We start from the raw sequence: 22,987 nt of genomic DNA on the forward strand, positions 1-22,987 counted from the left end.
GGCTAGAACCGCCACCAGGCGGCCACGAACGGACCGCCCGCGCCGCCGGTGTTGCGCCCGGCCACCGGCTGCTGGTAGCCGAGCTGCAACTGCGTGCCGCCTGGCAGCGTGTACAGCACCGAGGCCTGCAGCTTGCTGAAATCGAAGTTGTTGCCGCGGATCGGCGTGTTGTCGCCGGGCGCGTAGATCCGGTTCGGGCCCTTGCCGTTGCCCAGGCTCTGGATCACGTTGAACTCGCCGATCAGCATCCAGCGCGGCGCCAGCGCCACGCCGCTGGACACGTCCAGCCGCGCCTCGTCGGAGGCGTCGCCGCCGCGCAGTCGCACCGCCGTACCCAGGTCCACATAGCCGTCGTGCTCGCCCAGGCGGTAGCCGCGGCCCACGCTGTAGCGCAGCTCGGCGCCGTAGTCGCCCTGGCCCAGCGCCGGCCGCTCGCCGTCGCGCTGGCGCGCATACGCCGGCACCAGCGCCAGCACCTGCAGCGCGCCCTGCCAGGGACCGTCGCGGCCGTCCGGGTCGATCCGGTAGCGCAGGCCGATTTCCTGGTCGGACCAGCCGCTGCTGTGGCGGTCGCCGTAGCCGCTGTCGTTGCGGTAGCCGACCTTGCTGAAATAGAAGTTGCCGACCAGGGTCAGGTCCGAGGTCAGTGCGTATTCGCCGTAGAGATTGAGCTGGTCCTGGCGGCTGCGCCCGGCATCGGGGAAGTTGCCGGACTGGCCGTGGCTGTTGAACACCGCGCCGCCATCGGTATGGCTGGCCTTGAGGATCACCAGCCCGTGGCCGGCTTCGTCGACCCAGGCGCTGGCCCAGCAGGGACCGGCCGCCAGGGCGAGCAGCGCCAGCGCCAGCCGCGCGCGGCGCGCAGGCGTGGCGCGGCGGGCACCGGGCAGGGGCATAGCGGACGCGCAGGCGCGAGGACGCACGCCGTCGAAATCATGCATGGTTGAGTTCCTGGTGGGGGTCCCCCGAACCGGAAAGCAGGCGCGGTCCAGGAGGAAATCGGCGGAACACGTCATTTGTTAAGTGACGCACTTCCCAATATAGCGAATTTATGCTGCCATGCCGCACGCGCGCGCGGCGCGCGCCGATTTCGTTCAGCCTGGGCGGCGCCAGCACAGCCGGGCGAAGGTGACCCAGGCGTGCAGCCAGATCACCGCCCAGACCGCCGCCCGCACCGGCCAGGCCCGGGTCGGCGCCTCGAACTTGCGGAAGTAGCGCCACAGCCCGCGATGCTTGTGCCACTCGACGAACCACGGCCGCTTGCGGCTGGACACGCCGCGCACGTGCAGCACGCGCAGGCGGTTCAGTACCGCCACCATGGCCCCGGCCTGGCGCACCCGGCGGCACAGGTCCAGGTCCTCGGCGTGCAGCCGATAGCCGGCGTCCCAGCCGCCGATGCGGGTGAACAGCGCGCGCGGCAGCAGCATCAGCGCGCCGGACAGCGCCGGCACCGGCTGCAGCGGCTGCGCCGGGTCGGCCGCCAGCGCCAGCCGCGAGCCGGCCAGCGGATGCCGCAGCATCGCCGCGAAGTCCGGGTCGCGGCGCCGCACCGCAGCGTCGGCGCGGCCGTGTTCGTCGACCTGCTCCACGCCCAGCAGCGCCTCGCCGAGCGCGGCGGCCTGCGCGCGCAGTTGCGCCAGGGTGTCGGGCTCGACCATCAGGTCGGGATTGACGAAGGCCAGCCACGGCGCATCGCTGGCCGCGGCACCCTGGTTGCAGGCGGTGGCGAAGCCGGGATTGTCGGGATTGGCGATGAAGCGCACCCGCGCATCGTCCAGCGCATGCCGCTGCACCAGCGCCAGGGTGTCGTCGCGCGAGGCATTGTCGACCACCCGGATCTGCGCCACCTCGGCCGCCGCGCGCAGGCGCTGCAGACAGGCATCGATGGTGCTGCCGCTCTCGTAGGTCACCACCACCACGGCTATCTGCTGTTCGCTCATCGGTCGATTATCCCGCATGCGCCGCCCGCCACGCGCGCAGCAGGCATGGCGGCGGCGGCGATTGCCGCGCATACTCTGGGCCCCGTGCACTGCGCGGCCGTTTGCGGCCCGCACGTGCGGGAGACGGAGCGATCCGTGTCCTTTCCTTCGCCCAGTGCAGATGCCGGCCAGCGTTGTTTCCTGTCCCAGGCTGCCGCCCCACCCCGCACACCGCGCGCGCCACCCGAGCCTGCGCGCATGCCGAGATGCCGGCGGCGACCGCTTCTCCGCTCCCGATCGCGCGACCGGGCCCTGCCCCAGGCCTCCCCGCTTCTGGTCTAGACCAACCACCCGCAATGGCAGTGCCGTCGCGCATGCCGGGGCTGGCATGCGGCGGTGGGTCCAGCGCGCCGGTTCGCGCCTGCGCTGCGAGGCGCGCGCATGAGCGCCCGCCACCAGATGCACGGCATGGGCACGCAGACCGTAGCCGCGGACTGGCCGCCGCTGTCCGACGGCGAGGTGGAGGCGCTGCTGCAGCAGTACGCCTTGCCCGGTCACCTGCACGGACTGCGCTGGCATAGTCCGCGCCCGTTCTCGGCGGCGGCGGAGGTCGAGACCGGCGTCGGCACGCTGTTCGTCAAGCGCCACCACCGCCGCGTGCGCGATCTGCACGCGTTGGGCGAGGAGCACGCCTTCATCGCCCACCTGCGCGCGCAGGGCGTGCCGGTGCCGGAGGTGCTGCGCGACCGCGACGGCGCCAGCGCGGTGCGGCGCGGCCACTGGACCTACGAGGTGATGCGCGCCGGCGCGGGCGAAGACCGCTACCGCGAGGCGATGTCGTGGACGCCGTTCGCCGACACCGCCCATGCCGCCGCCGCCGGCCACGCGCTGGCGGCGTTGCACCGCGCCGCCGCCGACTACACCGCGCCGCTGCGCAGCACCAGCGTGCTGGTCGCCAACCTGCGCCTGTTCGGCCAGCCGCAGCCACTGCAGGCGTTGCAACAGGATCTGGCACGGCGCCCAGCGCTGGCCGCGTGGCTGCAACCGCGCGACTGGCAGGGCGACCTGCGCGCGCACCTGTTGCCCTGGCACGCACAGGCCTGGCCGCTGCTGCAGACGCCGCCGCCGGCGCTGTGGACCCATGGCGACTGGCACGCCTCGAACCTGCTGTGGCGCGGCCACGGCGCCGCCAGCACGGTCAGCGCGGTGTTCGATTTCGGCCTGGCCGACCGCACCTTCGCCCTGTTCGACCTGGCCACCGCGATCGAGCGCAACCTGATCCCGTGGCTGCACCTGGACGACGGCGGCACCGCCATCGCCGACCTCGACCAGCTCGATGCTCTGCTGCACGGCTATGCCACGCTGCTGCCGCTGGACGCGGCGCACCTGCGCCTGCTGGCCGCGCTGCTGCCGCTGGTGCATGCCGATTTCGCGCTCAGCGAGATCGAGTACTTCGCCGGCATCACCGGCTCGGACGCGCACGCCGGGATCGCCTACCGCCGCTACCTGCTCGGCCACGCCGCCTGGTTCGGCGATGACGAAGGCCAGCGCCTGCTGCGACACCTGCAGCGGCGTGCCGCGGCCGCGCCATGAACCGTCGCATCCACCCCGACACGTCCGCGGTCACGCCTGCCGCGCACGCACCGCGCGGCGCTGCCGCTTCCCACTTTCGTTTCGTTTGCCCGAGGTCGTTCCGCATGCTTCCCACCCGCCGTTTCCCCGCTCCGCACGCCCTCGCGCTGGCCCTGGCCACCGCCCTGCCGTTGCCGGCCCTGGCCGCCGACGATGCGCCGGCATCCGCCAGCACGCAGACCCCGGTCGAACTGGACGCGGTCAACGTGCAGGGCCGGCAATCGCACAACCGCAGCAGCCTGAGCGGCTATGGCGATGCGCCGCTGCTGGACACGCCGATGGCGATCGCCACCATCGACCGCAACCAGCTGTCCGACCGCCAGGTGCGCGTGCTCAGCGAGGTCCTGCGCGCCGACGCCGCGGTCGGCGACAGCTACGCGCCGATCGGCTACTACGAGAACTTCCTGGTGCGCGGCTATTCGCTGGATGCGGCCAACAGCTACCGCATCAACGGCCTGACCATCGCCGGCGAGCAGAACGTGGCGCTGGAGAACAAGGAGCAGGTGCAGGTGCTCAAGGGCCTGTCCGGGGTGCTGTCCGGCATCACCACCCCGGCCGGCGTGATCGACTACCAGACCAAGCGCCCGCAGCACGTGCGCAGCCTGGTGCTGAGCGGCGACGACGACGGCAGCCGCGGCGCGGCGGTGGACCTGGGCGACTGGTTCGGCAGCGAACGCCAGTTCGGCCTGCGCGTCAACGCCGCGCACGAGACCCTGCGCAGCTATGTGGATCACGCCGACGGCCACCGCAACTTCCTGTCGCTGGCCGCGGACTGGAACATCGATCCGCAATCGACCCTGCAACTGGACGTGGAATACCAGGACCGCCAGCAGCGCTCGGTGCCGGGCTATCAACTGCTCGGCGGCACGCAGTTGCCGAGCGGGGTGTCGGTGCATCGCCTGCTCGCCTACCAGCCGTGGTCGAGGCCGGTCGGCATCGAGGCGCTGAATGCGCAGGCGCGCTACGAATACCGCTTCAGCGACGCCTGGAATCTGCAAGTCGCCGCCTCGCACAGCCGCGCGCTGATCGACGATTACTCCAGCTTCGCCTGGGGCTGCTACGGCGCGGCCAGTTGCGCCGGCGACGCGGTGCCCAACTACTTCAGCCGCGAAGGCGACTACGACATCTACGACTACCGCAGCCCCGCCGACAGCCGCCGCAACGACGAACTGCAGGCGATCGCCAGCGGCAGCGCCAGCACCGGCGTGCTGCAGCACCAGTTCCAGGTGGGCGTCGACTATCTGCATCGCACCATCGACCGCCACGGCTCGATCAACGAGATGATCGGCAGCGGCAACATCGATGCCGACCCGCCGCTGCTGGCGCCGGCCGACGCCACGCTCGGCCCCAAGCGCCGGCGCCTGGACAGCGAGCAGACCGCGCTGCTGGCCAGCGACCGCATCGGCATCGGCGATGCCTGGCAACTGCTGCTGGGCGCGCGCCAGGTACGCTACGACGAACGCGCCTGGGACCGCGACGGCATGCTGACCCGGCGCACGCGCCGCTCGGTGCTGCTGCCGCAGGCGGCATTGCTGTTCAAGCTGCAGCCGTCGCTGTCGCTGTATGCCAGCTTCGCCAAGGGCCTGGCGCCGGGCGGCACCGCGCCGTGGTTCACCAGCAACGCCGACAGCATCCTCGCGCCGACCAGCGCCTACCAGCGCGAGGCCGGCATGAAGTACGAGCGCGACGGCCTGACCCTGGGCGCGGCGCTGTTCGACATGCGCCAGGCGGACCAGTACGCGCAGCCGCAGGCCGACGGCAGCTTCCTGTTCGTGCAGCAGGGCCGCCTGCACAACCGCGGCATCGAACTGTCGGCCGCCGGCACGCTGGGCGCCAGCCTGCACCTGCAGGCCAGCGTCGCCGGCATTCGCGCGCGCGCCGAGGACACCGGCACGCCGGGCGACGAAGGCCATCAGGCACTGAACGTGCCGCGCTTGCGCGCCAGCGCCCAGGCCAGCTGGGACGTACCCGGCGTCAGCGGCCTGGCGCTGCTGGGCGGCGTGCAGTACAGCGGCGCCAAGTACGCCGACCGCAGCGGCCAGGTCGCCGTCGGCGGCTACAGCGTCTACAACATCGGCGCCCGCTACGCCACGCGCCTGGGCGCGGTGCCGACCACGCTGCGACTGAGCGTGGACAACCTCACCGACAAGCGCTACTGGCGCGACGTCGGCGCCTACGAAGGCGACGATTATCTGTTCCTCGGTGCGCCGCGGACCGCGCGGCTGGCGCTGCAGTTCGATTTTTGAGGGGCGGGGATTGGGGAATCGGGATTCGGGATTGGTAAAAGCCAAAAGCGGAACATGGCGCGCCACCATGTAGGAGCGGCTTCAGCCGCGACGCGCTATTGCTGACCGGTCGCGGCTGATTCCCACAGTGAGACAAGCGCTGCTCCTTCAACGAACACTGTCTTCTTTGCTCGCAAAAACGCATGACCCTGTTCTCCGGATCCACCATGACTTCATCCACTGCTGCCCCTTTCGAACACCAGCCGCGCCGATGACCACTGTGGCAATCAACTGTGATGCAGCCGAAACGCGCGAAGTGGTGTGCTTTCCGATGCCGCAATGCGTCGGGACTGAAGTCCCTCCCACATTGCACTCGGCGGGCTCGCCGCAAGTCCCTGTAGGAGCGGCTTCAGCCGCGACGGGCTTTCCCGGTAACGCCTGTCGCGGCTGAAGCCGCTCCTACAGAAAAGCGCGCAATGCACCGAGCTGGCGAACCATCCCCAATCCCGAATCCCCAATCCCTGCCTCCCCACCATGTCTCCTCTCGAACTGCTCGCCGTGCTGGTCAACGTCCTGGGTGTGTGGCTGACCGCGCGGCGGGTGCGCTGGTGCTGGCCGGTCAACGTGGTGGCGGTGCTGCTGTACGCGTGGCTGTTCTATCAGTGGAAGCTGTACTCGGACATGCTGCTGCAGGGCCTGTACGTGGTCCTGCAAGGCTACGGCTGGTGGCGCTGGAGCAAAGGACTCGGCGACGACGGCAAGGTCCAGGTCGGGCCGCTGCCGTGTGCCGAAGGCCTGCGCTCGGTGCTGGCCGGCGCCGCCGGCGCGGCGCTGCTGGGCTGCTGGATGCACCGGCACACCGACGCGGCGCTGCCATGGCTGGATGCCGCGCTGTCGGCGTTCAGCGTGGTCGCCAGCGTCTGGGCCGCGCGCAAGCGCATCGCCAACTGGGGCCTGTGGATCGTGTTGGACTGCGTCTACGTCGGCGTGTTCGTGTACAAGGGGCTGTATCCCACTGCCGCGCTGTACGCCGGGTTCGTGGTGCTGGCGGTGTATGGCCTGCGGCTGTGGCAGGCGGATCTGCGTCGCGCGCGTGCCATCACCTGATTGCGCTCAGTGACTTTCTTGGTTTAGCGACACAGCACGATCGAACGCAAGACGGCCGCCATGCGGAAACCGCGCAAACATCGGACGCCACATCGTCCGCATGCCTGGCGGCAGCGTAGTCTTGTCAGCTACGCTTCACCAGGCCCAGAACGCTACATGAGCTTCCCCACTGCCACCGCCGCCGGCTTCGCTCAACGCATCGCCGATGCGCTGCTGGCGCGCATCGCCGCCGGCGAATGGCGCGCCGACCAGCGGCTGCCGGTGGAGCGCGAGCTGGCCGCGTTGTTCGGTTGCACCCGCATCACCTTGCGCGAGGCGCTGCAGCAACTGGAATCGGATGGGCACATCTACCGCGAGAACCGTCGCGGCTGGTTCGTCAGCGCGCCGCGGGTGCGTCACGATCCCAACAGCATCGCCGGCTTCATGCAGTACGTGGCCGCACAGGGCGGCATCCCGCGTACCGAACTGCTCGCCGCGCAGCGCCAGCCCGCCGGCCCGGCGCTCGCCCGGCATCTGCACCTGGACGATCCGGCAACCGACGTGTTCGTGCTGCGCCGCCGCCGCTGGATCGGGCGCCGCGCCGTGCTGCTGGAGACCAACGCGATCCTCGCCGCGTGGGCGCCACGCCTGCTCGACCACGACCTGGCCGGCTCGTTGAGCGCGGTGCTGACCCAGCGCCTGGGCTTGCGACAGGCGCGCAGCCGGCTGTCGATGTATCCGGCCACGCTCGATGCCGAGCAGGCCGCACTGCTGCAATCCACCGCCGGCACGCCCTGCTTCCGCCTGCAACGCGTCAGCTACGATCCCGACGGACGCGCCGTGGAGTTCGACATCGAAGCCTGGCGCCACGACGTTCTGGAAGTGTCGGTGGATGTTTACGCGCCGCCGGAGTGAAGCGACTCTGCAGAGCGCCGCGCAGGCGCGTTGCCGGGAGTGGCTTGCATGGCCAGCCGGGGCGTTCCCGCCTCACCACCAGAACCACAGGCGAAGATCGCCCCTGCCGATGCAGTGGTCTCCCCGCCCCTTCGGAATGCCGTCGATTCCGTCTCGCAGGGCAGCAAGCCACGCCGCGCCGATGTCCAGTGCGGCCGGCGCCAGATCCGCTGGAAACGACCAACGATCATCGGTGGTCGAGAAGGTAAGGCGCAGCTTCTCCGGAGCGACCCACGCAGCGCGACCGCGCCGATTGTTTGGAACGGCAAGCTCGGCCCTGGTGGGCGCCGTGATCGCGATGACGCGCGAACCGTCGCCATCGGTGGCCAGCGCGTCGAGCAGCATCAACAGCGACCGGCACCCGGCCGCGTCTGCGTTGAGATGCCAGCCGGGATAGTTGCGCTCGTTCTCGAGATAGCGCCACAGCGAGATGCGGCCGGTTTGCCTCCAGCGATGGGCAAGCCGCAGGTCGGGCGGCGACAGGCTACGCATCGAACAGCGCACGTTGCGGATCCGGCGGCGGCAACGTGTCGTACAGGCGTTGCAACTCCTCGCGGCAGGCGCGCAACGGATCGTGCATCAGGAAGCCGGCCAGGCGCGCGTGCCAGGCCGGCCAGCGCGTGGCCAGCGCATCCATGTCGCCGTCGGCGGCGCGGCCTTCGCCGCTGCACGCGACATGCGCGGTCTCGCACAGCACGTTGCGCCAGCCGAGTCCGGCCATGCGCAGCGACAGGTCGGTCAGCGCCGCATACCAGGAGCCATAGCTGCTGGCATCGAGGCCGCCGGCACGCTGCCGCGCCACCCCACGCAGCACCACCGCATGGCACACCGCCGACGGCAGTTCCGGATGCAGCGGCGGCAGTGCCGCGCACGCCCGCGCCAGGCGCTCGGGATCTTCGGGCAGCGGATTGATCTCGCCCAGCCGCGGCCACGCGCAGGCTTCGCCGGCATTGCTCCACGGCGTGGCACTGGCGATGGCCGCATCGCGCGCCAGGCAGGCGCTCAACTGCAGCAGCCAGCCCGGCCCGGGCTGCGCGTCGGCGGCCAGCACCGCCACGTCGGCATCACCGCAGGCGCGCAGCATCTCGTCCAGATGCGCGACCTCGCCGAGCATGCGCGGCCGCCGCGTGTAGTCGGCCTGCAGGCGCGTGTGCGCTAGCCAGGCCTCGATCACCCAGATGCCGCGCGGGCCGGCCTGCGCATCGTCGGCCAGCCACACCCGGGTGCCGGCCGGCGTGTTCGCTTCGAGCGCGCCCAGGCAGGCGTCCAGCGCGACGTCATCGACGCCGACCGGCAGCAGCACGATGGGCAGGCTCACCCGCTTACTTCTTGCCGCGTGCCGGCAGCGGCTCCATGGCCTTGAACTTCGCTCCGTACTCATCGGTGAGATTGCGCGCTTCCTGCGGGTTGCGCACGATCGACGGCGTGATCAGCACGATCACTTCCTGGCGATCCCGATTCTGGGTCTTCTGCCCGAACAGCGCGCCGACCACCGGCAGCTTGCTCAGGTACGGCACGCCGTTGCTGCCATCGGAGGTGCTGTCGTTGATCAGGCCGGCCAGCATGATGGTGTCGCCGCTCTGCACCGCCGCCTCGGTCTTGACCCGGCGCGTGTTGATCGGCACGTTGCAGGCGGTGCTGGTGCCGGCACTGGTGCCGCAGTTGGTCGATGCCGCACCAGGCGAACTGACTTCCTGCACGATGTCCAGGAACACCATGCCGTCCTTGGTCACGCGCGGGCGCACCTTCAGGATCACGCCGGTATCGATGTAGTTCACCGACGAGTAGGTGGTGCCGGTGCCCAGGCCGGTGTCGACGCTCACCGAATTGATGGGGATGCGCGTACCCACATTGAGCGTGGCCTCGGCGTTGTTGCGCACGAACACCGACGGCGTCTGCAGCAGCTTGACGTCGGTGACCTCGTCCAGCGCGGTGATCACGGCCGCAGCGTTCTTGCCGAGGAAGGTCCAGCCCAGGCCACTGCTGCCGGTGATCTTACCGGCGATATCGCCCCAGATCTTGCGGCCCGCCGCGCTGGGCAGATTGGCGCCGCCGCCGATGCCGATATTGGTGGCGTCGGACGCCGCATTCACCGCCTGCTCGAAGTACCAGTTGACACCGTACTTGAGATCACCGGACAGGTTGACCTCCGCAACCTGCGCCTCGATATGCACCTGCATCGGCATCACGTCGAGCTTCTCGACCACGTCGCGGATCGAGCGCCAGGCCTGCGGGGTCGAGCGCACCAGCAGGGTGTTGGTTTCCTCCACCGCCGACACGCCGACCTTGTCGCCCTGCACTTCCAGGGTCACGCTGCCGTTGCCGGACGTGCGCGGCGACAGTTGCAGGCTGCCATTACCCAGGCCACCGCTGCTGCTGCCGGAAGAACTGCTGCTGCCCAGGCTGTCGCTGCTGCTGCCCAGGCTATTGCTCCCCAGACCGCTGCCGCCCAGGCTGCTGTCGCTGCCGTTGAAGCCGCCCAGGCCGCCGCCGTTCAACTGGCTCATCTGCGAGCCCGGCATCAGCGAGGCGTTGGAGTCGCCGCGGTTGCCGCCGCCGGCGCCGAACACTTCGGCCAGGCGGTCGGCCAGGTCCTTGGCCTTGATGTACTTGAGCTCGTAGGAGAACAGGCGCGCGCCGCCGCCGGCGCTGTCGATGCGGTCCAGCCACTCCTGGATCTGGTCCAGGTAGCGCGCCTGCGGGGTGATCACCAGCACCGCATTGGCGTTCTCCAGCGGCATGAAGCGGAACATGCCGGCGCTGGGGGTCTTGCTGTTCTCGCCGAACACCTTCTCCAGGTCCGCCGCGACCTGTTCGGCCTTGCCCGACTGGATCGGGAACACGCCCACCGACATGCCCGACAGCCAGTCGACGTCGAAGATCTGCACGGTGCGCAGATAGTTCTCCAGCTCGGCACGGGTGCCGCCCAGGGTGATGACGTTGCGCGAACTGTCGATGCCGACGATGGCGTTCGGCCGCGCGTAGGGCTCGAGCACCTTCTTCATCTCGCTGGCGGAGATGTACTTCAGCGGCACCACGCGCACCTCGAAGCCGCGCGCGTTGGCCGGCGAGGCGGTGCTCGGCGCCACCGTGCCGGCCAGGGCCTGATCGGCGGGGACGATGTTGTAACGGCCGCCGCTGTAGACCATGCGCGCGTTGTTCCAGCCCAGCACCATCTCCAGCAGGTTCAGCGCCTGCGCCGGCGACACCGGCTTGGGCGTGGCCAGGGTCACCGTGCCCTGCACGCCCGGCGCGATCACGTAGTTCTGCCCGAGCATGTCGCCGAGGATGGCCTTGACCACCGCCTGCAGCGATTCGCCCTCGAAGTTGAAGGTGGCGCTGCCGCTGCTGGCGTTGCCCAGCGACGGCGCCGGCGCCGCGGCGGCCGCGGAATTGATCATGGTGCCGCTGCCGCGGCGGATCACCGGGGTGGCGCGCTCGGGCAAGGCATTGGGATCGGCCGGGCCGCCCTCGCCGTCGGTCTGGGTGCTGCCGGCCGCGCCGACCTGGGGGTTGATCGCGGCGCCGCGGCGGACGTCCGGCGAAGGCGTGGTGGCGCAGCCGGCCACCAGGCCGATGGCGAGGAACAGGGAAAACAGACGCGGCGTCATGCGATCACTCTTCAAGGGTTCTGACCTGAGGGGTTGTTCTGGCGCTGTTGCTGCAATTGCCGGCGCCGCGCTTCGATCCGCTCGCGGATCGCCTGCAACTGCTCCGACGAGGGGGCCGGCGAGGACGGCGGCGGCGCGCTCGGGGTCGGCGCCTGGTTCGGCGCCGGGTTGGACGCGGAAGGGGTTTGCGGTCGCGGCGCGTTGGCGTTGGACTGGCCATTGGGCGCGGACGCCGGCGGCGGCATCTGCCCCTGCGCAGCGGCGCGTCCGGCCTGGCCGAGCACGGTCGGCGGTTGCCCGCCCTTGCCGTCGAATACCTTCAATTCCAGGGTCTGGGTGCCGCCGGAACCGCTGACCGTGGCCTGCCGCGGCGACAGCGACAGCAGCCGCCAGCCCTGCACGGCGTCGCCGCCTTCCTTCAGGCGCAGCGATTCGCCCTGCTCGGTGGTCAGCGTCGCCATCTTGAAGCGGTCGGTGAGCAGCACGCCGGTCAGGCGCACGTTGGGCGCAGCGGCCTGACCGCTGTCGGCGCTGAGGAAGAACGGATGCGGACGGCGATCCTCGGCAAATATCGGCCGCGCGGCGATCTCGCCGTACTGCGAGAAATCGCCCAGGCGCTGCGTGGTGGCCGCGGGCAAGCCCGGCAGTCGCTGCAGCATCGACGGATCGTCGGGCAGCGGCGCCACGCGCTCGCCGAGCCCGCCCAGGCCCAGCGCCCAGACCAGCAGCCCCCACAGCGCCAGCGTGCCCAGCCACACGGTGCGCAGGCCCATCGCTTCAATTCGCATGGCGGCCCTCCACCTGTTGCGGCAGGTCCGCCGGCGCGGCATTCGCGGCTCCGGACGCACCCGGCGGGTTGGTCGCGCCGGGCGTGCCCGGTGGCGGCGGTGGCGGCATGGACGCCGGCTCGCTCGGCCCGGCACCGGCGGAACCCCCGGCGTTCATCACCGGCGTGGCGGCGGCGGGTGCCGTCGCCGCGGACGGGTCGGAACCGGCGGACGCCGCTGGCGGCGCCGGCATCGCGTTCGGGCGCAGGTAACCGGCCAGTTCGAAGGCCACGTCCAGGCCGTTGCCGCTCTCGCCCGGCGAGAGCTGGTAGCGCTGCGCCATCACGTTGAGGTTGTCGATGAACAGCGCCGGCGTGCCGCTCTCCAGCGCATGCAGCACCGCCGCCAGTTCCGGCGTGCCGCAGCGCAGGCGCACCTGCACCGCGACGCGGGTGAAGCGGTCGCTGCGGTTGTCGGCGGCCAGCGGCGAGCGGTTGCTGATCGCGCAACTGCGGTTGCCGGGGCTGGCCGTGGCCACCGCGCTTTCCAGGCGCTGCACCAGGCCGGCCGAGGCCAGCTCGGCCGAGGTCTCGCGCAGGAAGCCCGGGCGCGTGGCCAGGTCGCGCTGCGCCTGCTGCAGCCGTTGCGCCACCTGCGGCGCCTGCTGCAACTGCATGCGCACGCGCAGTTCGCGCTGCTGCAGTTCCTGGATCTGCGCATCGACCTCGCGCATCGGCACGGTCCACCACGGATGCACCAGCACCAGGTAGCCCAGCGCCAGCGCCGCCAGCAGCAGGCCCAACGCCAGCCAGCGGTCGCGCTTATCGACCTGCACCGGCATCGGCGGCCTCCTTGCGCTTGGTGCCGGCCAGCTCGGCGGTGAGGGTGAAGCGGTCGCGGTGGCTGCCCGGGTCGGCCTGCAGCACGCCGGTCAGCGACGGCGTGCGCCACAGCGGCGACCCCTCCAGGCGCCCGACCAGCGACGAGGCTTCGCTGCTGAGGCCGATCAACTGCAACTGGTTGCCCTCGATCGAGAACTTCTCCAGATAGGTGCCCTCCGGCAGGCGCTTGCTCAGTTCGTTCCAGACCTCCACCGAGGCCGGGCGCTCGGCGCGCAACTGGTCGAAGAACGCGGCGCCTTCGACCAGATCGAGCAGTTGCTGGCGCTGCGCGGCCACCGCGCGTGCGCGCTGCGCGCCGCTGTCCACCTGCGTGCGCAGGTGCTCCAGCGCATCGCGGCGGTTGTCCAGCAACTGCCAGCCGGCCGCGCACAGCGCCAGCAGCGCGGTGGCGGCGAGGATCGCGTTCCAGCGCCGCATCGGGTCGGCGCGGCGGTGGCGCTGTTCCTGCGGCAGCAGGTTCACTCCCAGCGGCGCGCCGTCGCTGCCGGCGACGTCGATGCCGGCCAGGGTCGGGCGCAGCGCGCCGGCGCTGGCCTGCAGGTCGTCCAGCACGCGGCGCGGCGCCACCACCAGTTCGGCATCGAGCTGGGCGTCGTCGCGGCGGCCGTCGGCGCGCACGTCGTAGATCACCTGGTCGGCCTGGAACGGGGTCTGCCGGTCGATCTCGAACTTCACCACCTCGCGCAGGTGTTCGGCCGCCGCTGCCGGCAGGCGCAGCCGGCGTTGCAGCGCCGCCTCGGCCGGCAGCAGCCACACCCGCGGCAACGCCGCCAGGCGCGGCCCCAGCAGCGCCTCCAGTTCGGCGGGCAGCAGCGGCCACGGCAGCGCCAGCGGCGCGCCCAGCTCGGACTCGACCTGCCGCGCCAGCATCAGCTGCTCGCCCTCGCGCCACAGCAGCAGCCGCGCCTGCGACCAGCCCAGCTGCAGTTGCCAGCGCGGCGGCAGCCACGCCATCAGCGAGCGCTGCCACCAGGCCAGCAGCCCGCCCGCACCGGGGGCGATGCGTACGCCAAGTTTGTCCATCGTGTCGCGCCACGCCGTCATCGCACCGTCGTTCCTTCTTCCCAACGCAACACAGTGTAGGCGGAGCCCGGCAGCGCCGACGAGCCTGGGCGCACCACCGCACGCAACACGCCCTCGCGGCCATTGCCCAGCCGCGCCCGGCTTTCGATGCTGTAGGTGCCGCCACCGCCCATGCCGACCATGCCGAGCTGGGTCTGGTCGGTGCGTTCGCGCTGCGCCAGCACCTGCTGCGCGTCCAGGCCGAGCGCGGTCAGCACCGGCCCCGGCGCGAAGTCCGGCGTCGGCCGCGACACCCCGCCGTACAGGGTCAGGTTGGGCAGCAGCTTGGCGTACAGCTCCGGGTCCATGCCCAGCACCAGTTGCAGTTCGGCCAGGCTTTCGAACGGCGCGTCCTTGGCGCCGTAGGGCAGGCCGGCGGCGGCGTAGTCCGGGTCCTCGGCGCCGTTGGGCTGGGTCAGGTTGTCCGGGTCGCGCCAGTCCACGATCGCCGCGGCGATGCGCTCGGCGCGCTGCGGCTCCTCGCCGACCGCGCGCACCAGCGCCGCCAGCAGCGGCGCATCGGCCATGTTCAGATCCACCTTGCCACTTTCGTCGGTGACCCGCAGGTCGACCGTGGCCCCTTCGTACTGCCAGCGATAGCGCCGCCCGTCGGCACGCCAGCCCGGCTGGGTGGGGGTGCCGGCGAGCCGGGTCAGCGCGTATTCCAGGCCGGCGCGGGCGCGCTCCTGCGCCTCGGCGCCGTCGCCGAGCACCTTGCCCTGCAGGTTCTCGGTGCGCGCGGTCAGTGCGAAGGCGCCGATCAGCGCGGTCAGCAGCGCGATCAGCCACAGCACCAGCACCAGCGCGGCGCCGCGGTCGCGATGCGCAGCGCTCATTGCCGCATCTCCGCGCCACCGGCCTGGCGCAGCGCCACCACCAGCGGCGGCCACGCCGTGCCGTCGCCGCTGCGCAACTCGATCGAGACCAGCAGCGGCAGCGTGTCGGTGCGCTCCCAGCGCTCCTGCCAGGGGCCGATGGTGCCGCGCTCCGGGTCCAGGCCGCGGTAGCGGAAGCGCACCTCGCGCAGGTCGCGCGCCAGCGGCTCGGGCGGGCGCGGCGGGGTTTCGGCGAGTTGCTTGCCGGCCTGCACCTGCACCAGCGCGATCGCCAGTTGCCGATGGTCGCCCTCGCCGCTGACCCGCAGGTCGTGCAGGTAGGGGCCACCGCGGCCGAGGTACTCGGGCAGATCGGCCACGAACTGCATGCGCTGCGGTTCGCCGACGAAACGCACCGGCTGCAGCGTGTGTGTGTCGATATCCAGCGGCAGCGACTGCGCGCCGCTCAGGCGCCGGCGCAGGAAGCCCTCGACTGCGCGCATGCGTTCGCTGCGCCCGGCGATCGCCTCGCCGCGGCCGCTGATCGCCATCGCCGAGCGCAGCGTGGCGAAGGCCAGGGTCAGCCCGCCGACCAGCAGCACCGTGGCCAGCAGCACCTCGATCAGGGTGAAGCCGCGCGCGCTGGCGCGCTGCGGCGCGCGCGTGATCATTGCGGCACCCCGTTGCCTTGCGGGGCGACCAGGCGCAGGGTCTTCCACTGCAGCGCTTGCGCCGGCGCATCGCCCCAGCGCACCTGCAGGGTCAACTGCAGCAGGGTCGGTGCGCCAGGCGTCACCGCCGCATCGGGCGGCCGCCGCGGATCCGTGTAGGGCGCCACGTCCAGGGTCCAGCGGTAGCGGCCCTGGTCCAGGGTGCCCTGGCTGCGTCCGGGCTGCAGCGGCTGCTCCACGCCCTGCGCCGCCAGCAGCGACTGCGCGTACAGGGTGGCGCGGCTCAATTGGTCGGCGCGCTGCACCTGGCGCGCGGCGCCGGACAGCGAGCCGAGCAGCAGGGTCAGCGCCAGCGCCAGCAGCGCGAACGCCACGATCACCTCGATCAGGGTGTAGCCGCGCTGGCGGTTCATGAGCCCGCCTGCTCCGGCGCACGCCCGACCGTGACCTCGCCGGTCAGCCAGGTCACGTCGATGCGCCAGCGCGCCTGACGCGCCTGCAGCTCGATGCGTCCGCCGCTGGAGGCGCCGTCCTCGAAGAACTGGATCGCGCCCTCCCCTTCGCGGCGCTGCACCTGGCGCGCGCCGGTGAAGCGGATCGTCAGCGACGGCGGGATCTCGCCGTGGCGGCCGTTGGGCGCCTGCCAGCGGTGCGCCTGCGGGTCGATCAGGAACCGCTGCGGCTGGCCGCTGGCGATCGCCTGGGTGCGGGTGTAACGCAGTTGCGAAGCGATCTCCTTGGCCGCCGAGCGCAGGCGCATGCCGTCGATGCCGCCAGTCAGCACCGAGGCCGCCAGCAGCGCGGCGATCGCGATCAGGCCCACCACCAGCAGCATCTCCAGCAGCGACACGCCGCGCATGCGCGCACGCGCGGCCGGCGCGCACGCCGGCGCGCCGAAGCGCAGCGCACCGGCAGGGGCCCGGATCACGGCGCCGGATCACTCGTACTTGATGTCGGCGTCGTAACTGCTGCCGCCGGGCTGGCCGTCCTTGCCCAGGCTGATCAGGTCGAACGGACGGCCGTCGCCGGGCACCTTGTACTCGATCGGGTGGCCCCAGGGGTCGTTCAGTTCGGCGGGCTTGGCATACGGGCCGAGCCAGCCGCTGACGCCGCCCGGCGCGGTGACCAGGTCGTCGAGCTTGGACGGCAGCTTGCCGGTGTCGAGCTGGTAGTTGTCGACCTTGCCGGCCAGGGTCTGGATCTGCGACTTGGCCAGGTTGGCCTTGCCGCGATCGGCGCCGCCGAGCACGCGGCTGCCGACCAGGGTCAGCACTGCGCCGATCAACACGATAACGATGATGATTTCCAGCAGGCTCATGCCGGCCTGGCGTGCGGCGGACGGGGAACGGGTGAGGGAGCGGCGGAGAGTGCGCATTGCATGGATCCTTGCGGTGGAAGACCTATGTAGCCGAACACGGTGACGATGGCAGCCGGCGGCGGCCGGCGGTACAGCGGCGCGTCACGCACGCCGTCACACCTGCCGCCGGAGGATCCGTGCCGCGCGCACGCACGGCCGCGGCCGGCACGCAAGGCGCCGCTGGCAATGGGACAGGGGCGGCGGCCGAAGGTTCCCGGACGGACACGCGCGGCGTCACAGTCCGCGATGACCGCCTGAGGCTCGGCCGAGGCCGGGCGCGCAGCGCCACATGCGCCATGGCGCATCGCATGGACGCACCAAGCAACGCCGCTGCCGTCCATGGCGTCACATCGCCGGCGCCGGACAGACCGGCCCGGCCATCCATGGCCGGGCGTTCGGCCATGCGCGAACCAGTGGTTCGCAAGCGCATGGCCTCCTTCGATTCATTCGTCCACTGCGCCAGAAGCCTGCGTCGCCATCCATGGCGCAACATCACGAGCGCCGGAACCACCGGCCCGGCCATCCCTGGCCGGGCGTTCGGCGCCACATGCGCCATGGCGCACCGCGCGGGCGTGTCAGGCGAGGCCGCGGCCCTCCATGGCGTCGCATTGCCGGCTCCGGATAGACCGGCCCGGCCATCCATGGCCGGGCGTTCGGCCATGCGCGAACCTGCGGTTCGCAAGCGCATGGCCTCACCCAATAGCATTGGTGAGGTCGTAGAGGGGGACGAGGACGGAGATGATCACCAGGCCGACCACCGAGGCCAGGACCAGGGTGATCGCCGGCACCATCGCCGCCAGCAGGCGGTCGATGGCCTGTGCGGTCTCCTGTTCGAAGGTGTCGGCGGTCTTCAGCAGCATGATGTCGAGCGCGCCCGATTCCTCGCCGACCTGGATCATCTGCAGCGCCAGGCGCGGGAAGCGCTTGCCCTTGGACAGCGAGGCCGACAGGCCGTGGCCGTTCTTGACGTCGTCCGCGGCGGCGCCGACGTCGGCGGTCAGCGCCAGGTTCGACAGCACGTTGCGGGAGATGCCCAGCGCCGCCAGCAGCGGCACGCCGTTGCGCAGCAGGGTGCCGAGGGTGCGGGTGAGGCGCGCGGTCTCCAGCCGCGCGATCAGCACGCCGACGAAGCGCTGGCGCAGCAGCCAGGCATCGAAACTGGCGCGGAACGCCGGGTCGCGGCGCTTGCGGTCCACCGCCAGGATGGTCACCCCAGGCACCACCAGCAGCACGATCCACCAGTCGCGCACGAACAGGCCCACGCTCAGCACCGCCTGGGTGAACCACGGCAGGGCCACGTCCAGGCTCTCGTACATCTGCGCGAACTGCGGCACCACGTAGCCGAGCAGGAACAGCAGCGCGCAGCCGACCACGCTGACCAGGATCGCCGGATAGATCAGCGCGTTGATCACCCGCCCGCGCAACTCGCGACTGCGCTCCAGGTACTCGGCCAGGCGTTGCAGGGTGTCGTGCAGGCTGCCGCCGGCCTCGCCGGCGCGCACCATGTTGATGTACAGCCGCGAGAACAGCCCATGCTGGCGCTCCAGCGCGGTGGACAGCGGCGCGCCGCCGCGCACCGCGTCGCGGATGTCGCCGACGGTGCGCTTGGAACGCTCGTCCTCGGGCAGTTCGAGCAGGATCGACAGCGCGCGGTCCAGCGGCTGGCCGGCGCCGAGCAGGGTCGCCAGTTGCTGGGTGAACTGCACCAGCGCCGCGCCGTCGAACGGCTTGGGCCGGAACAACCCGCGCAGCGAGGTGCCGCCGCCCTCGGCCGCCAGCCTGGCCTGCATCGGCATGTGCCCCTGCTCCTGCAGGCGCAACGCCACCTCCGCCTCGCTGGCGGCTTCCATCTGCCCTTCCAGGATCTCGCCATGCGAGTCCAGGGCCTTGTAGCGGTACAGGGGCATCAGGGCTGGGAGTGGGGAATGGGGAATCGGGAATGGGAACGCGCGTCGTGCGCGGTCCATGCGTTCCCGAGCGCGGACCGCCGGCGCATGGCGCAGCGACACGTCGTCACCACCGGAGCGCAGGTCGCGCGCATCAGGTTTCCTCCGTCACGCGCAGCACTTCCTCGATCGTGGTCTGGCCGCTGAGTGCCTTGGCCAGGCCGTCTTCGTACATGGTGCGCATGCCGGCCTCGCGCGCCAGTTGCTCGATCTCGCCCATGCCGGCGTGGCGCATCACCGCGCGCCGCAGCACGTCGTTCATCACCAGGAATTCCATGATGGTGGTGCGGCCCACGTAGCCGGTCGGCGCGATCGCCGAGGGCCGCGGGCGGTACAGGAAGATCTCGCCTTCCGGCTGCAGCCGGCGCAGCTCGAATTTTTCGATCTCCTCCGGCGAAGCCGCGTAGCGCTCGGCGTGGGTCGGCTCCAGCCGCCGCACCAGGCGCTGGGCGAGGATGCCGTTGATGGTGGAGGTCAGCAGGTAGTCCTCCACGCCCATGTCGAGCAGGCGGGTGATGCCGCCGGCGGCGTTGTTGGTGTGCAGGGTCGACAGCACCAGGTGACCGGTCAGCGCGGACTGGATGGCGATGCGCGCCGTCTCCAGGTCGCGCATTTCGCCGATCATGATGATGTCCGGGTCCTGGCGCACGATGCTGCGCAGCGCATGCGAGAAATCCAGGCCGATCTGCGGCTTGGCCTGGATCTGGTTGATGCCCTCGATCTGGTATTCGACCGGATCCTCGACGGTGATGATCTTGACGTCGGCGGTGTTGAGCTGGCTCAGCGCGGTGTACAGCGTGGTGGTCTTGCCCGAGCCGGTGGGGCCGGTCACCAGCAGGATGCCGTGCGGCTGTTCCAGCACCTTGCGGAACTGCGGCAGGAACGCGTCGGTGAAGCCGAGCCGGTGGAAGTCGAACACCACGGTCTCGCGGTCGAGCAGACGCATCACCACGCTCTCGCCGTGCGCGGTGGGCACGGTGCTCACGCGCAGGTCCAGCTCCTTGCCCTGCACCCGCAGCATGATGCGGCCGTCCTGCGGCAGGCGGCGCTCGGCGATGTTGAGCTTGGCCATGATCTTGACGCGGCTGATCACTGCCGCGGTCAGGTTGGCCGGCGGGCTCTCGCCGTCGATCAGCACGCCGTCGACGCGGTAGCGCACCTTCAGCCGGCTCTCGAACGGTTCGATGTGGATGTCCGAGGCGCGCAGTTCCACCGCGCGCTGGATCACCAGGTTGACCAGGCGGATCACCGGCGCCTCGGAGGCCAGGTCGCGCAGGTGCTCGATGTCGTCGGCGGCGACGCTGTCGCCGTCGGCGGTTTCCACGATCGCGCCCATCGCGCTGCGGCCCTGGCCGAACCAGCGCTCGATCAGGTCGTCGATCTCCGAGCGCAGGCCGACCCGCGGCAGCACCTGCAGGCCGGTGGCAAGGCGCACCGCGTCGGCGGCGTAGGCGTCGTGCGGATCGGCCATCCACAGTTCCAGCACGCCGTCGCGTTCGCCCAGCGGACACACATGGAATTGCTTGAGGAAGCGCAGCGACAGCGGTTGCGCCTCGGGCAGGCTCTCCGGCGCGGTGGCCGGCAACTGCTTGGCGTCGAGCAGCGGCAGGCCCAGGACCTCGGCGCTGAGTTCGGCATGGTCGCGCTCGGAGACCAGGCCCAGGCGCGCCAGCAGCGCCAGCAGGCCGCCGCCGGATTCGCGCTGCAGTTGCCGCGCGCGCGCCAGGTCGCCGTCCTTGAGCCGGCCCTTGGCCAGCAACGCCGCGATGATGCGGGTTTCGGGCGTCTCCACGGCGACGGCAGTGTCCTTCACGAGCGCATTCACGCGATCCCTCCCAGATGACCGTGCGACTTTAGCAGTTCGGCATGACCCGACGCCGAATCCGGCGCGCGCCGGCGTCGCTGTCTACCGACGGCCAGGACGTCGGCGCTGACAGGACGCGCCGCCGTCATCGGCCTGACATTCCGGCAGGCGATGGTGGACGGTTACGCGCCGGCCACCGGAGCCGCGGCTGCCTGCTGCAGACGCAGGAAACCCGGCCGGAGCCGGGTTTCCTGGGACACCATGGCGCCTCCCTGCGCCGCGTGCGCTTACTGGCGCGCGACCAGGCTGACGCCGCTGTAGGTGCTCTCGCCGACCAGCTTGATGTAGTAGGTGCCGGCCTGCGGCGCGGTGAAGCGCACCGTCTCGTTGTTGCCCGGACGGGTCGACTTGGCGTCGGCGTTGCCGGTGCCCGGCTCCTTGCCGAAGCTCACGTACATCGACACGTTGCCGCTGCCGCCGTAGGTGAGGAAGCTCAGCACCGCGCCGGCCTTGGCCTCGAAGCTGTACAGCGCCTCATTGCCGGCAGCGCCGGCCAGGCCCGCCACCGCCACCTTGTTGGTCAGCGCGGTCGCCGTCGGCGCGCACTGCTCGGTGGCCGGATCGCACGGCTCTTCCAGCGCCTTGGCCAGCGCGGCCTTGGCATCGACGATGCCGGTGCCGATCGGGGTGCTGGACGGGATCGACACCGGGAACGGACGCGCGGTCTGCTTGAGCAGGGTCTCCAGCGCAGCCGGGGTCAGCGGCGCCTTGCCCGCGGCGATCAGCGCGCTCTGCACCAGCGCCGCCACCGCGGCCACGTGCGGCGAGGCCATCGAGGTGCCGCCCATGCCCATATAGGTGTAGTTGCCGGAGGTCGGCGTGGTCGCGCCGGTGTAGCCGTTCTGCCAGACATAGCCGCCCGGGTTGCCGTCGACGCTGCCGCCGCCGCCCGGACCGGACAGGTCCACCTTGGCGCCGTAGTTGGAGTAGTAGGTGATGCCGCCGGTGATGCGGGTGGCACCGACCGCGATCACGTTGTCGCAGCTGGCCGGGCTGAAGTTGGCGGCATTGGCGGTGTTGTTGCCGGCGGCCACCACCACCGTGGTGCCGCGCGAGACCGCACCGTTGATCGCGTCCTGGGTGACGCTGTCGCAGGCGCCGCCGCCGCCCAGGCTCATGTTGATGACCTCGGCCGGGTTCTGGTTGGCCGGCACGCCGGACACGGTGCCGCCCGAGGCCCAGATGATGGCGTCGGCGATGTCGGAGGTGTAGCCGCCGCACTTGCCGAGCACGCGCACCGGCAGCACGGTGGCGTTGGGCGCCACGCCGGCCATGCCGACGCCATTGTTGGTCGCCTCGGCGACGGTGCCGGCGACGTGGCTGCCGTGCCAGGAACTGTCGTCGGCGACGGAGCCGGCGTAGCACTCGTTGTCGTTCTCCACCCAGTCGCCGTAGTCCAGCGCGCCCGGCACGCGGTCGTCGGTCGCACGCCGCGAGACTTCCTTGTCGGAGATGAAGTCGTAGCCCTGCAGCAGGTTCACCGCCACGTCCGGGTGGTTCGGCAGGATGCCGGTGTCGAGCACCGCCACCACCACGCCGTCGCCCTTGGACACGTCCCACGCGGCCGGCGCGTTGATGCCGCCGTTGGCATTGCTGTAGTGCCACTGGTACTGCGCGTACAGCGGGTCGTTGGGCACGAACTGCGGCTGTACCTGCGCCTTGGCCCGCAGCACCTCGACCGGGCGCAGCTTGGCGTCGACCTGCGCGTACTTCACCGTCGGGTCGGCGGCGATCTCGGCCACCACCTTGTCCAGGTCGGCCTTGCTCAGCTTGCCGGTCAGGCGGATCAGGTCCGCGCCGATGCCCAGGGTGCGCACGTACTCGGCGCGCACGCTGGCCGCGGCCGCGCGCGAGATGCCGTTGCCGCCGCCGAGGCTGGCGCGGCCCACCGCAGACTGCACCGCCGACAGCTTGGCGCTGCGGTCGCTGGCCGCGGCGCTGCCGGCGTTGTAGCGCACCAGGATGCGGTTGGAGGTCACCGCATCGGCCGGCGCGGAGGTGCCCGGTTCCTTGACCGGCAGAGGCGCCGAAGCGCCCGCCGCGATCGCGCTCGAGGCTCCCAGCGACATCGCCAGCATGGCGGCGGCGATGGCATTGATACGAAGGTTTTGCTTGTCGATCACGTTGACGTCCTCTTCAAAGTTTCGTGGATCAGGCGACAGTTGCGGCCGTAAAA

The 22,987-nt window shown here is 71.1% G+C and carries 19 protein-coding genes and 1 pseudogene; 4 read left to right on the plus strand and 16 right to left on the minus strand.

Annotation, left to right across the window (positions count from 1 at the left end; all coding sequences use genetic code 11):
* Positions 1-2: 2 nt before the first annotated feature.
* Together AC1PK7_RS18085 and AC1PK7_RS18090 are read right to left on the minus strand one after the other, a co-directional pair.
* Positions 3-896, minus strand: coding sequence for a hypothetical protein (locus AC1PK7_RS18085; protein ID WP_481100930.1), 894 nt, complete (start codon positions 894-896; stop codon positions 3-5).
* 198 nt (positions 897-1,094) lie between these two features.
* Positions 1,095-1,940, minus strand: a complete 846-nt coding sequence (locus AC1PK7_RS18090) for a glycosyltransferase family 2 protein (RefSeq protein WP_481099033.1) — start codon at positions 1,938-1,940, stop codon at positions 1,095-1,097.
* A 420-nt stretch (positions 1,941-2,360) separates the two neighbouring features.
* Between AC1PK7_RS18090 and AC1PK7_RS18095 the strand changes: the two genes are divergently transcribed.
* The 4 genes from AC1PK7_RS18095 to AC1PK7_RS18110 all read left to right on the plus strand — a co-directional run bounded on the left by AC1PK7_RS18095 (position 2,361) and on the right by AC1PK7_RS18110 (position 7,777).
* Positions 2,361-3,512 (plus strand): phosphotransferase enzyme family protein, encoded by a 1,152-nt coding sequence (locus tag AC1PK7_RS18095; protein ID WP_481099034.1) that lies wholly within the window; start codon positions 2,361-2,363, stop codon positions 3,510-3,512.
* 104 nt (positions 3,513-3,616) lie between these two features.
* Positions 3,617-5,797, plus strand: a complete 2,181-nt coding sequence (locus AC1PK7_RS18100) for a TonB-dependent siderophore receptor (protein WP_481099035.1) — start codon at positions 3,617-3,619, stop codon at positions 5,795-5,797.
* A 513-nt stretch (positions 5,798-6,310) separates the two neighbouring features.
* Positions 6,311-6,883, plus strand: coding sequence for a nicotinamide riboside transporter PnuC (pnuC, locus tag AC1PK7_RS18105; protein ID WP_481099036.1), 573 nt, complete (start codon positions 6,311-6,313; stop codon positions 6,881-6,883).
* Positions 6,884-7,039: 156 nt separating this feature from the next.
* Positions 7,040-7,777, plus strand: a complete 738-nt coding sequence (locus AC1PK7_RS18110) for a UTRA domain-containing protein (RefSeq protein ID WP_481099037.1) — start codon at positions 7,040-7,042, stop codon at positions 7,775-7,777.
* A 72-nt stretch (positions 7,778-7,849) separates the two neighbouring features.
* Here AC1PK7_RS18110 and AC1PK7_RS18115 read toward each other — a convergent pair whose 3' ends face one another.
* The 14 genes and pseudogenes from AC1PK7_RS18115 to AC1PK7_RS18180 form a co-directional block, all read right to left on the minus strand.
* Positions 7,850-8,308 (minus strand): hypothetical protein, encoded by a 459-nt coding sequence (locus AC1PK7_RS18115; RefSeq protein WP_481099038.1) that lies wholly within the window; start codon positions 8,306-8,308, stop codon positions 7,850-7,852.
* Positions 8,301-9,134 carry a glycosyltransferase gene (locus tag AC1PK7_RS18120; protein ID WP_481099039.1) on the minus strand — a complete coding sequence of 278 codons (834 nt, stop codon included), beginning with the start codon at positions 9,132-9,134 and terminating at the stop codon, positions 8,301-8,303. Before AC1PK7_RS18120 ends, AC1PK7_RS18115 begins: the two co-directional genes overlap by 8 nt.
* 4 nt (positions 9,135-9,138) lie before the next feature.
* On the minus strand, positions 9,139-11,427 hold the full coding sequence (gene gspD / locus AC1PK7_RS18125) for a type II secretion system secretin GspD (RefSeq protein WP_481099040.1): 2,289 nt from the start codon (positions 11,425-11,427) through the stop codon (positions 9,139-9,141).
* Between the two features lie 11 nt (positions 11,428-11,438).
* Positions 11,439-12,215 carry a type II secretion system protein XpsN gene (gene xpsN, locus AC1PK7_RS18130; RefSeq protein ID WP_481099041.1) on the minus strand — a complete coding sequence of 259 codons (777 nt, stop codon included), beginning with the start codon at positions 12,213-12,215 and terminating at the stop codon, positions 11,439-11,441.
* A gap of 175 nt (positions 12,216-12,390) precedes the next feature.
* Positions 12,391-13,035, minus strand: a pseudogene (gspM, locus tag AC1PK7_RS18135) (type II secretion system protein GspM); the annotation flags it as partial.
* Complete coding sequence (locus AC1PK7_RS18140) at positions 13,016-14,140, minus strand: PilN domain-containing protein (protein WP_104609552.1); 1,125 nt, start codon at positions 14,138-14,140, stop codon at positions 13,016-13,018. The pseudogene gspM and the gene AC1PK7_RS18140, both read right to left, overlap by 20 nt.
* Entirely contained in the window at positions 14,137-14,994 is an 858-nt protein-coding gene (locus AC1PK7_RS18145; RefSeq protein WP_420007940.1) for a type II secretion system minor pseudopilin, read from the minus strand. Before AC1PK7_RS18145 ends, AC1PK7_RS18140 begins: the two co-directional genes overlap by 4 nt.
* Positions 14,991-15,644 (minus strand): type II secretion system protein J, encoded by a 654-nt coding sequence (locus AC1PK7_RS18150; protein ID WP_481099042.1) that lies wholly within the window; start codon positions 15,642-15,644, stop codon positions 14,991-14,993. Before AC1PK7_RS18150 ends, AC1PK7_RS18145 begins: the two co-directional genes overlap by 4 nt.
* Entirely contained in the window at positions 15,641-16,057 is a 417-nt protein-coding gene (gene xpsI / locus AC1PK7_RS18155) for a type II secretion system protein XpsI (RefSeq protein WP_481099043.1), read from the minus strand. Before xpsI ends, AC1PK7_RS18150 begins: the two co-directional genes overlap by 4 nt.
* On the minus strand, positions 16,054-16,503 hold the full coding sequence (gene xpsH / locus AC1PK7_RS18160) for a type II secretion system protein XpsH (RefSeq protein WP_481100931.1): 450 nt from the start codon (positions 16,501-16,503) through the stop codon (positions 16,054-16,056). Before xpsH ends, xpsI begins: the two co-directional genes overlap by 4 nt.
* A 78-nt stretch (positions 16,504-16,581) precedes the next feature.
* Positions 16,582-17,019, minus strand: coding sequence for a type II secretion system major pseudopilin GspG (gspG, locus tag AC1PK7_RS18165; protein ID WP_029562177.1), 438 nt, complete (start codon positions 17,017-17,019; stop codon positions 16,582-16,584).
* Between the two features lie 674 nt (positions 17,020-17,693).
* Entirely contained in the window at positions 17,694-18,908 is a 1,215-nt protein-coding gene (gene xpsF, locus AC1PK7_RS18170; protein WP_019799989.1) for a type II secretion system protein XpsF, read from the minus strand.
* Between the two features lie 133 nt (positions 18,909-19,041).
* Positions 19,042-20,772 (minus strand): type II secretion system ATPase GspE, encoded by a 1,731-nt coding sequence (gene gspE, locus AC1PK7_RS18175; RefSeq protein ID WP_010343590.1) that lies wholly within the window; start codon positions 20,770-20,772, stop codon positions 19,042-19,044.
* Positions 20,773-21,038: 266 nt separating this feature from the next.
* Entirely contained in the window at positions 21,039-22,934 is a 1,896-nt protein-coding gene (locus tag AC1PK7_RS18180; RefSeq protein ID WP_481099044.1) for a S8 family peptidase, read from the minus strand.
* Positions 22,935-22,987: the final 53 nt, after the last annotated feature.

This window comes from Xanthomonas sp. NCPPB 3174 (genome assembly GCF_056725205.1).

What these genes read in the sequence shown, in the direction of transcription:
- AC1PK7_RS18145 (WP_420007940.1), bottom strand. Translation starts at nt 14,994, where the DNA reads ATGAGCGCTGCGCATCGCGACCGCGGCGCCGCGCTGGTGCTGGTGCTG.
- pnuC (WP_481099036.1), top strand. Translation starts at nt 6,311, where the DNA reads ATGTCTCCTCTCGAACTGCTCGCCGTGCTGGTCAACGTCCTGGGTGTG.
- AC1PK7_RS18090 (WP_481099033.1), bottom strand. Translation starts at nt 1,940, where the DNA reads ATGAGCGAACAGCAGATAGCCGTGGTGGTGGTGACCTACGAGAGCGGC.
- AC1PK7_RS18100 (WP_481099035.1), top strand. Translation starts at nt 3,617, where the DNA reads ATGCTTCCCACCCGCCGTTTCCCCGCTCCGCACGCCCTCGCGCTGGCC.
- gspG (WP_029562177.1), bottom strand. Translation starts at nt 17,019, where the DNA reads ATGCGCACTCTCCGCCGCTCCCTCACCCGTTCCCCGTCCGCCGCACGC.
- AC1PK7_RS18095 (WP_481099034.1), top strand. Translation starts at nt 2,361, where the DNA reads ATGAGCGCCCGCCACCAGATGCACGGCATGGGCACGCAGACCGTAGCC.
- xpsI (WP_481099043.1), bottom strand. Translation starts at nt 16,057, where the DNA reads ATGAACCGCCAGCGCGGCTACACCCTGATCGAGGTGATCGTGGCGTTC.
- xpsN (WP_481099041.1), bottom strand. Translation starts at nt 12,215, where the DNA reads ATGCGAATTGAAGCGATGGGCCTGCGCACCGTGTGGCTGGGCACGCTG.
- gspD (WP_481099040.1), bottom strand. Translation starts at nt 11,427, where the DNA reads ATGACGCCGCGTCTGTTTTCCCTGTTCCTCGCCATCGGCCTGGTGGCC.
- AC1PK7_RS18115 (WP_481099038.1), bottom strand. Translation starts at nt 8,308, where the DNA reads ATGCGTAGCCTGTCGCCGCCCGACCTGCGGCTTGCCCATCGCTGGAGG.
- AC1PK7_RS18140 (WP_104609552.1), bottom strand. Translation starts at nt 14,140, where the DNA reads ATGACGGCGTGGCGCGACACGATGGACAAACTTGGCGTACGCATCGCC.
- xpsH (WP_481100931.1), bottom strand. Translation starts at nt 16,503, where the DNA reads ATGCGCGGCGTGTCGCTGCTGGAGATGCTGCTGGTGGTGGGCCTGATC.
- AC1PK7_RS18150 (WP_481099042.1), bottom strand. Translation starts at nt 15,644, where the DNA reads ATGATCACGCGCGCGCCGCAGCGCGCCAGCGCGCGCGGCTTCACCCTG.
- AC1PK7_RS18110 (WP_481099037.1), top strand. Translation starts at nt 7,040, where the DNA reads ATGAGCTTCCCCACTGCCACCGCCGCCGGCTTCGCTCAACGCATCGCC.
- AC1PK7_RS18085 (WP_481100930.1), bottom strand. Translation starts at nt 896, where the DNA reads ATGCCCCTGCCCGGTGCCCGCCGCGCCACGCCTGCGCGCCGCGCGCGG.
- xpsF (WP_019799989.1), bottom strand. Translation starts at nt 18,908, where the DNA reads ATGCCCCTGTACCGCTACAAGGCCCTGGACTCGCATGGCGAGATCCTG.